Source organism: Mesorhizobium sp. WSM4829, assembly GCF_055811475.1.
Genome location: NZ_JBVVQJ010000160.1, coordinates 1 through 365 on the forward strand (window position 1 = coordinate 1; position 365 = coordinate 365).

At 65.5% G+C, this 365-nt stretch carries 1 protein-coding gene; it reads left to right on the forward strand.

Features of this window, described 5'->3' with window-relative positions; genetic code table 11:
* On the forward strand, positions 1-365 hold a 365-nt coding region (locus AC0L17_RS34675), incomplete at both ends, for an ATP-binding cassette domain-containing protein (RefSeq protein WP_473519020.1).

Consider the following 365-nt stretch of genomic DNA (forward strand, 5'->3'; position numbering starts at 1 on the left):
GCCGACCGCGGCAGGATCGCGATCGACGGCCAGTCCTTCTCACAGGTGCCGGCGAGTCGCCTGGCGCGACTGGGCGTCGCACGCACCTTCCAGAACCTGGCGCTGTTCGGCGGTCTCTCAGTGCGCGACAACATCGCGTCCGGCCGCGTCCACACCAGGCGTGCCAGTTTCGTCGAACATATTGCAGGCCTGCCACGCGCCAGACGCGAAGATGCGGGAATCGCCGAAAAAGTCGATCAGACAATCGCGTTCCTGCATCTTGAGGCCGTTGCCGATCGTCTGGTCGCGACGCTGCCCTACGGCCTGCAGAAGCGAGTCGAGCTGGCACGAGCGCTGGTTGCCGAGCCCAAGATCCTGCTGCTCGA